This window comes from Arthrobacter sp. Y3225116, from assembly GCF_059091245.1.
Map to the genome: position 1 here is coordinate 1 of NZ_JBNHGL010000589.1, position 365 is coordinate 365.

Here is a 365-nt window from a genome sequence, read left to right on the forward strand (position 1 = left end):
GTGCTGGCCCCGGCGGCCTGAGCGCGCGCTTGCCCGGGCCGGCCGGCCCAGGTTCAGTTCGCGGCCAGGACGCGCAGCACATCCTCGCCGTAACGCTCCAGTTTGGACGGCCCCACGCCGGCCAGCTTGGACAGCTCCTGCAATGACTGGGGCCGGGCTTCGGCGATGGCCACCAGGGTGGCATCCGTGAAGATCACGAAGGCGGGCATCGAGGCTTCGCTGGCCGTCTCCTTGCGCCACTCGCGCAGCGCCTCGAACGTCGACTCCTCATAGGTGGGGGGACAATTGTGGCACCGGCCGACCTTGCGTTCCGCCCCGCTGCCGAGCAGGGTGCCGCAGACGCGGCACACCGCCGGCGCGGCCTG

Annotated in this window: 1 protein-coding gene; it reads right to left on the minus strand. The window is 71.8% G+C overall.

Annotated features, from left to right (window positions below; all coding sequences use genetic code 11):
- Positions 1 to 53: 53 nt before the first annotated feature.
- Positions 54 to 365: HRDC domain-containing protein (locus AC5RV2_RS19100; protein WP_494093631.1), on the minus strand; the 312-nt coding region annotated here is incomplete at its 5' end.